Origin of the sequence: Companilactobacillus paralimentarius DSM 13238 = JCM 10415 (assembly GCF_001434985.1) — a bacterium.
GTDB classification, from domain to species: domain Bacteria; phylum Bacillota; class Bacilli; order Lactobacillales; family Lactobacillaceae; genus Companilactobacillus; species Companilactobacillus paralimentarius.
In genome coordinates, this window is the sequence record NZ_AZES01000120.1 from 22,602 (window position 1) to 29,253 (window position 6,652).

Annotated in this window: 6 protein-coding genes; all 6 read left to right on the plus strand. The window is 36.3% G+C overall.

What is annotated here, in order from left to right; translation table 11 throughout:
• Positions 1–20: 20 nt before the first annotated feature.
• The 6 genes from FD33_RS10370 (at position 21) to smpB (ending at position 6,574) form a co-directional block, all read left to right on the plus strand.
• Positions 21–1,079, plus strand: a complete 1,059-nt coding sequence (locus FD33_RS10370; RefSeq protein ID WP_025085072.1) for an oxidoreductase — start codon at positions 21–23, stop codon at positions 1,077–1,079.
• Between the two features lie 14 nt (positions 1,080–1,093).
• On the plus strand, positions 1,094–2,635 hold the full coding sequence (locus FD33_RS10375; protein WP_025085071.1) for a ClC family H(+)/Cl(-) exchange transporter: 1,542 nt from the start codon (positions 1,094–1,096) through the stop codon (positions 2,633–2,635).
• Between the two features lie 73 nt (positions 2,636–2,708).
• Positions 2,709–2,945: a preprotein translocase subunit SecG gene (gene secG, locus FD33_RS10380; protein WP_025085070.1), complete on the plus strand. Its 237-nt coding sequence runs from the start codon at positions 2,709–2,711 to the stop codon at positions 2,943–2,945.
• Between the two features lie 60 nt (positions 2,946–3,005).
• A complete protein-coding gene (locus tag FD33_RS10385) occupies positions 3,006–3,743 on the plus strand; it encodes an alpha/beta hydrolase (protein ID WP_025085069.1) in 738 nt (245 codons plus the stop codon).
• A gap of 8 nt (positions 3,744–3,751) precedes the next feature.
• A complete protein-coding gene (gene rnr, locus FD33_RS10390) occupies positions 3,752–6,097 on the plus strand; it encodes a ribonuclease R (RefSeq protein ID WP_025085068.1) in 2,346 nt (781 codons plus the stop codon).
• A 6-nt stretch (positions 6,098–6,103) separates the two neighbouring features.
• A complete protein-coding gene (smpB, locus tag FD33_RS10395; RefSeq protein WP_025085067.1) occupies positions 6,104–6,574 on the plus strand; it encodes an SsrA-binding protein SmpB in 471 nt (156 codons plus the stop codon).
• Positions 6,575–6,652 lie beyond the last annotated feature (78 nt).

Below are 6,652 nucleotides of genomic sequence, written 5' to 3' on the forward strand. Positions count from 1 at the left end.
AATAGTTGGAGGAGAATTAAATGACGTTAAAAATTGCATTTATTGGATTTGGTAAATCAGCCAATCGCTACCATTTGCCATATTTGAATATTCGAAATGACTTTCAAGTGAAGACGGTTTATACACGTAAGGCAGTTAATAAAGTTTTAGCTAAACCCTATCGTGATAAAGGGGTTAACTTTACTAATGATTTAAATGATATTTTGAATGATCCTGAAATTGATTTAGTAACAATTTGTACTCCAGCTCAAACACATTATCAATTAGCTAAGAATGTAATTGAAGCTAAGAAGTCAGTCATCGTTGAAAAACCATTTGTTGATACTTTGGATCATGCACGGGAATTGATTCAATTAGGTAAAGATAATAATGTTTTGGTTATGCCATATCAAAATCGTCGTTTTGATGGTGACTATTTGGCCGCCAAACAAGTTATTGATCAAGGATTCTTGGGTGATATTGTCGAGGTTGAATCACATATTGATTATTATCGTCCTAATACAGTTAACGGTAAGGAAACAAAAGAGCAAGGCGAATTCTATGGCTTAGGGATTCATTTGATGGATCGTATGGTTGCTATCTTTGGCCGCCCGGATAAGGTTGTTTACGATATCCGTAACACCGAAGTTAGTGATGCTGTGGATAATTATTTCGATGTTGATTTGCATTATGGCACAAAAATGAAGGTTAAGGTCAAAGTAAGTACTGATGTTGCCAAAGAGTATCCTCGTTTTATTGTTCATGGTATGAATGGTTCATTTATCAAGTATGGTGCTGACCAACAGGAAAATGATCTTAAGGCTGGTATTATGCCAGGTACACCTGGATTTGGAGAAGATAGTCCGATGTATTATGGCCTGGCTAAGTATCGTAACGCTAATGGGGATTGGATTGAAAAACAGATTAAGACACCATTAGGAGATTATGGTTTGTATTATGATTCGGTTTATCAAACATTAGTTAATAAGAAGCCAAGATTGGTAACTGATGAAGAAATTTTAACTGATATGGAATTGCTTGAAGCTGGTTTCTATCAACCATCACCATCAGTTTATGATGTTCCAAAACTAAACTTTTAATGTAGGGGATAAAAATGAAGATAGCAATTACTGATAATGAGAAGTTAAAACTGACTTTGGAAGGTGTTCTGGTCGGAGTAATTTCAGGAATTGTTGTAAGTATGTTTAGATGGTCAATAGGTCAATCATTAAAAGTTTTTCAAGGACTTTATGTAACAGCTAGAAGCAATTTAAGTTTATTAATTGGTTTATTGATTGCCATGATTGTTGTGGCAATCTTTGTTGGCTATTTGCTTAAGAAAGAACCCAATATTTCTGGTTCAGGTATTCCTCAAGTTGAAGCTCAATTAGGTGGCGAAATGCATCTAAAGTGGTGGTCAATTTTGTGGCGTAAGTTTGTCGGAGGTATTTTGAGTATCGGTCCTGGCCTTTTTCTAGGACGTGAAGGACCTTCAATTCAATTAGGTTCAGCTATTGGACAAGGTGTTGGTGAATTAACACATGATAATCGTGGTGTAAATCAACGAGTCTTGATAGCTAGTGGAGCAGCAGCTGGTTTAGCAGCAGCATTTAGCGCACCAATTGCAGGTGCAATGTTTGTTTTGGAAGAGGTTTATCACAATTTTTCACCATTAGTTTGGGTAACCTCTTTAGCTAGTGCAGTTAGTGCCAATGTTATTTCACTCTACGTCTTTGGCTTACAACCTGTTTTACAAGTACCATATCAATATAGTTTGCCGATAAAATATTATTGGCATTTAGTTATTTTGGGAATTATTTTAGGACTAATGGGACGACTCTATCAAATTGTTTTGTTAGCAATGCCATCAATTTACGAAAAGACCAGATTACCTCGGTTTATCCATGGTATTATTCCTTTGATCCTAATTATTCCCATTGGAATGGCTGTTCCACAATTTATCGGTGGTGGTAATGGAATTATCATCAATTTAGATAAATACGGAACAAGTCTCTTACTTTTATTAGGATTATTAATTTTGAGATTTGTTTATTCAATGATTTCATATGGATCGGGACTACCCGGTGGTATTTTTCTGCCTATTTTAAACTTGGGAGCTATTATTGGTGCCATCTATGCAGTAGTGATGAATCAATTAGGTTTGTTACCAATTGCCTTTGAAAGTAATTTGATTATTTTTGCGATGGCCGGCTATTTTGCTTGTATCGGTAAAGCACCATTTACAGCAATTATTCTAGTAACCGAAATGGTTGGTTCCTTGAAGCACTTGATGCCTTTGGCTGTGTTGTCACTGGTGGCATATATTGTGGTGGATCTATTAAATGGAGCACCAATTTATGAATCATTGAAAGAAAGATTGAACTTAAATTCTGACTATTTAAATCGTGTTAGTAAGTTTACTGATCGCTTGGAAGTACCAATTTATGAGGGTAGTTCAATCGATGGTAAATATATACGTGACATTCCATTTCCCAAAGATATTTTGGTTGTTGGGGTTTATCGAGGAGAACGTCAATTGATACCTAATGGCGATACGCTTATCAAAGCGGGAGATAGGATTGTAGTCATGGTAAATGCTGGTCAGAGAGCTAAAATATCACGAAAGTTAAAGAACATGATTAATGGAATTAACTAGAAATTTGACCCATTTTATGTTATTGTTTTAGAAGTGATTTCAGCTTTCAACACCATGAACGGAGGTTTTACAGGTGTATAACGTTATTGAAACAGTGTTGATAATCGTTTCCATTTTGATAATAATTGCCGTCTTAATGCAGCCTACAAAGCAACAAGATGCTTTGAATGCATTATCTGGTGGTGGTGGCGACCTATTCAGCAACCAAAAGAAACGTGGTTTCGAGGCCTTTATGGTTAAGGTTACCTACGTTTTACTAGTATTATTTTTCGTTTGTTCATTGATACTAGTATACTTATCATCTCACTAAGCAATTTATTCCTCCTGAAAGTTACTCAGGAGGTTTTTTGTTATAAGGAGCATTTGTGATATGAAAATTTTAACGCCCCAACCGTTTTATTTTGATAAGGGTTCAAGTGCAGTTCTTCTTTTGCATTCTTTCTCAGGCACGGCTAATGATATGCGATTATTAGGCAGATCTTTGGAACGTAGCGGTTATTCTGCTTATGCTCCAATGTTTGCCGGTCACGGAACTCCTGAGCCATTGGATATTTTAAATCTTGGCGGACCTGATCGTTGGTGGGAACAAACACTTGAAGCAGTGGATTTCTTAAAAGCTCATGGAAAAAAACAAATTTCAGTTTTTGGTTTATCTTTAGGAGCAATTTTTGCTACTAAGGCTTTAGAGGAAATTCCGGAAGTAGTGTCAGGTGGTGTCTTCGGATCGCCACTGTATACAACTAACTTTCAGGAAATTAGAAATGCCTTTATGACCTACGCAAAAAAGGTGTATTCTGTTCAACAGGGCTTAACAGAAGTTGAGATTGATTCTAAAATTAGAGTCGTTGATTCTAAGATAGATTCGATGTTGACGGAGATAAGTAAAGCTACCGCTGGTGTAACTGAAAATTTGGCTGAAATAAATCGACCATATTTTATTGGTCAAGGTACGAGTGATAAATTAGTAAATCCGGATGCCGCAAAAATTGTGGCTCAAAAGGTTGGAACAGCACAGCTGCATTGGTATGATGCAGAACATGTCCTAACCATCAACAGTGCTCACCATGAATTGGAGAGTGCCGTGTTAAACTTTTTAGAAAATAATTGAGGATAGAAATGCCAGATAAAGAAAATAAATTAATTGCAGATATATTAGAGGTTTTCAGAAGTAATCCTGATCGCCGCTATAAGTCTGAACAAATAGAAGATATATTACGAATGCACGGAGCTTCAGCCTTTAAACGTGTTGTTAAAGCTTTGGCTGTTTTGGAGGGCGAAAGTAAAATTAGTCTAACTAATAAAGATGAATTCAAGATGGCTGCACCCGAAACAACTGTTGAAGGTGAATTTAAGGGTAATGATAAGGGATTTGGTTTCGTTCGTTATGATGAAGTAGAACCAGATGCTTTTATTGCTAGAAGTAATACTTTACATGCTGTTAACGGAGACGTTGTGGATGTAAAGATTACTAAGCCATCTAATCCTTGGATCGACAAAGGGCCTGAAGGTGAGGTCACTAAAATTGTAGAAAGATCATTGACAAAAGTTGTTGGTGAATTTCATCCATATAGTGATTCTCAAGTTGAAAAGACTGGTTTCTACGGTTATATTCAAAGTCATGAAAAGAAAATTGCTTCATATATGATTTTCATTTCTGATAAGGGTCTCCATCCACAAATGGGGGATATGGTTCAAGTTTCAATTGATGAATATCCTGATGATAAGCATCCTCAAAGTATGGAAGGAACAGCACTAGAAGTGATTGGTAACAAGAATGATCCCGGTGTCGATATTATGTCGATCGTGGTTGATAATGATATCAATCCTGAATTTCCAAGTGAGGTTCTTAAAGCTGCTGAAGAAATTCCTGACCATGTTTTGGACAGTGAAAAAGAAGGTCGTAAAGACTTAACTGACAATATGGTTATCACTATTGATGGAGATGACTCCAAAGACTTTGATGATGCTGTCGGCGTTGACATGTTACCAAATGGTAATTTCCACTTGGAAGTTCATATTGCTGATGTTACACATTATGTCACGGAGGGTTCACCAATTGATCAAGAAGCTTATGCTCGTGGAACAAGTACTTACTTGGTTGATCGGGTAATTCCAATGTTGCCATTCAGATTGTCTAATGGAATTTGTTCTTTGAATCCTGATGAAGATCGTTTGGCTTTGACATGTGATATGGAAATCAATCACAAGGGTGATATTGTAAAATATGATATTTATCCTAGTGTGATCAGATCTAAGTATCGTATGACATATAACAATGTTAATGAAATTTTGAAGGGTGACGAACTTCTTACTAAAGAATACGCACCATTAGTTCCAATGCTGAAAAACATGGCGGACCTTCATGAAATTTTATTCAACAAGCGTCATGAACGTGGTGCTATCGACTTTGAAGAAACTGAAGCACAAATCATTGTTGACGAAAATGGTAAGCCAATTGATATTAAGTTAAGAGAACGTGGAACATCTGAAAAGATGATCGAATCATTCATGTTAGCTGCCAATGAAACTGTAGCCATGAATTATAATTTGAAACACGTACCATTCTTGTATCGTGTCCATGAAAAACCAGATGATGAAAAGGTTAAGAACTTCTTTGAATTTGTTGCCGCAATGGGTGTACAAGTTCAAGGTAATTTGAAAGAAATTACACCGAAGATGTTCCAAAATGTTTTGTCAAAGGTTGTTGGTACGCCTGAAGAACCAGTTGTCACAATCATGTTATTGCGCAGTATGCAACAAGCTAGATATTCTGACAATCCACTGGGACACTTTGGATTAGCCGCAAAGTATTACACTCACTTTACTTCACCAATCAGACGTTACCCTGATTTGATGGTTCATCGTATGATTCATAGTTATGCTGTTAATGGCTTTACTGATGATGAACAAGCTAAGTGGAAGGAAAAATTACCAGATGTCGCTGAACATACTTCTGGTCGTGAAAGAATTTCTATCAATGCCGAACGTGCAGTCGATGATTTGAAGAAGACTGAATATATGGCTGATCAAGTTGGTAGTGAATTTGACGCTGTTGTTAGTTCTGTAACTAGCTTCGGAATGTTTATCCAATTGGATAATACAGTTGAAGGATTGATTCATATTTCAAATATGAAGGATGACTTCTATGAATATGATGAAAAGAGCATGTCCATGCATGGTCGTGGTACTGGTAAAATCTTTAAGGTTGGACAACCAATCAAAGTTAAATTGATTAGAGCTGATGTTGAGCATCGTCAAATCGATTTTGAACGTGTCCTAACACCTGAAGAGCAAGAACAAGCCGATAAGCGTGAAGCTGAATTTAAGAAGAAACGTTCAATGCAACATGGTCGTGGCCGTGGTGGACATGGACGTCATAATGATAAACGTGGTAACGGTAATAATAGTAATAATCACAACAATAATAACCATAAGAGACGTGGTAAATACGAAAGTCGGTGATGAATGATGAAGAAACATCACACAAAGGCTGCTAATGAGGTAGCTAATAATCGTAAGGCTCGTCATGACTACAATATTTTAGATACATATGAGGCGGGTATTTCTTTGACAGGGACTGAGATTAAATCAGTTCGTGCTAGTAAAATCAATATTAAAGATGGTTTCGTTCAACCCCATAATGGTGAACTTTGGTTAGAAAACGTTAATATCAGTGTATATGATCAAGGAAATCAATTTAATCATGATCCATTGAGAAATCGTAAATTGCTTTTACATAAAAAGGAAATCCGTAAAATAAGCTCAACAGTTCAAGAAAAGGGAATTACTGTAATTCCTTTGAAAGTTTACTTAAAGCATGGTTTTGCTAAAGTATTGATTGGCGTGGCTGAAGGTAAAAGAAAGTACGACAAACGTGAAACAATTAAAAAACGTGATCAAGAAAGAGAAATTCAACGTATTGTTAAGAATGCGTATTAACCTTTCGGTTGATCGCTTTTTTTTTGGCTGTTCGTCAAATCAAGTTGATGGCGGTTCAAGTTAACAGTTAGACCATAA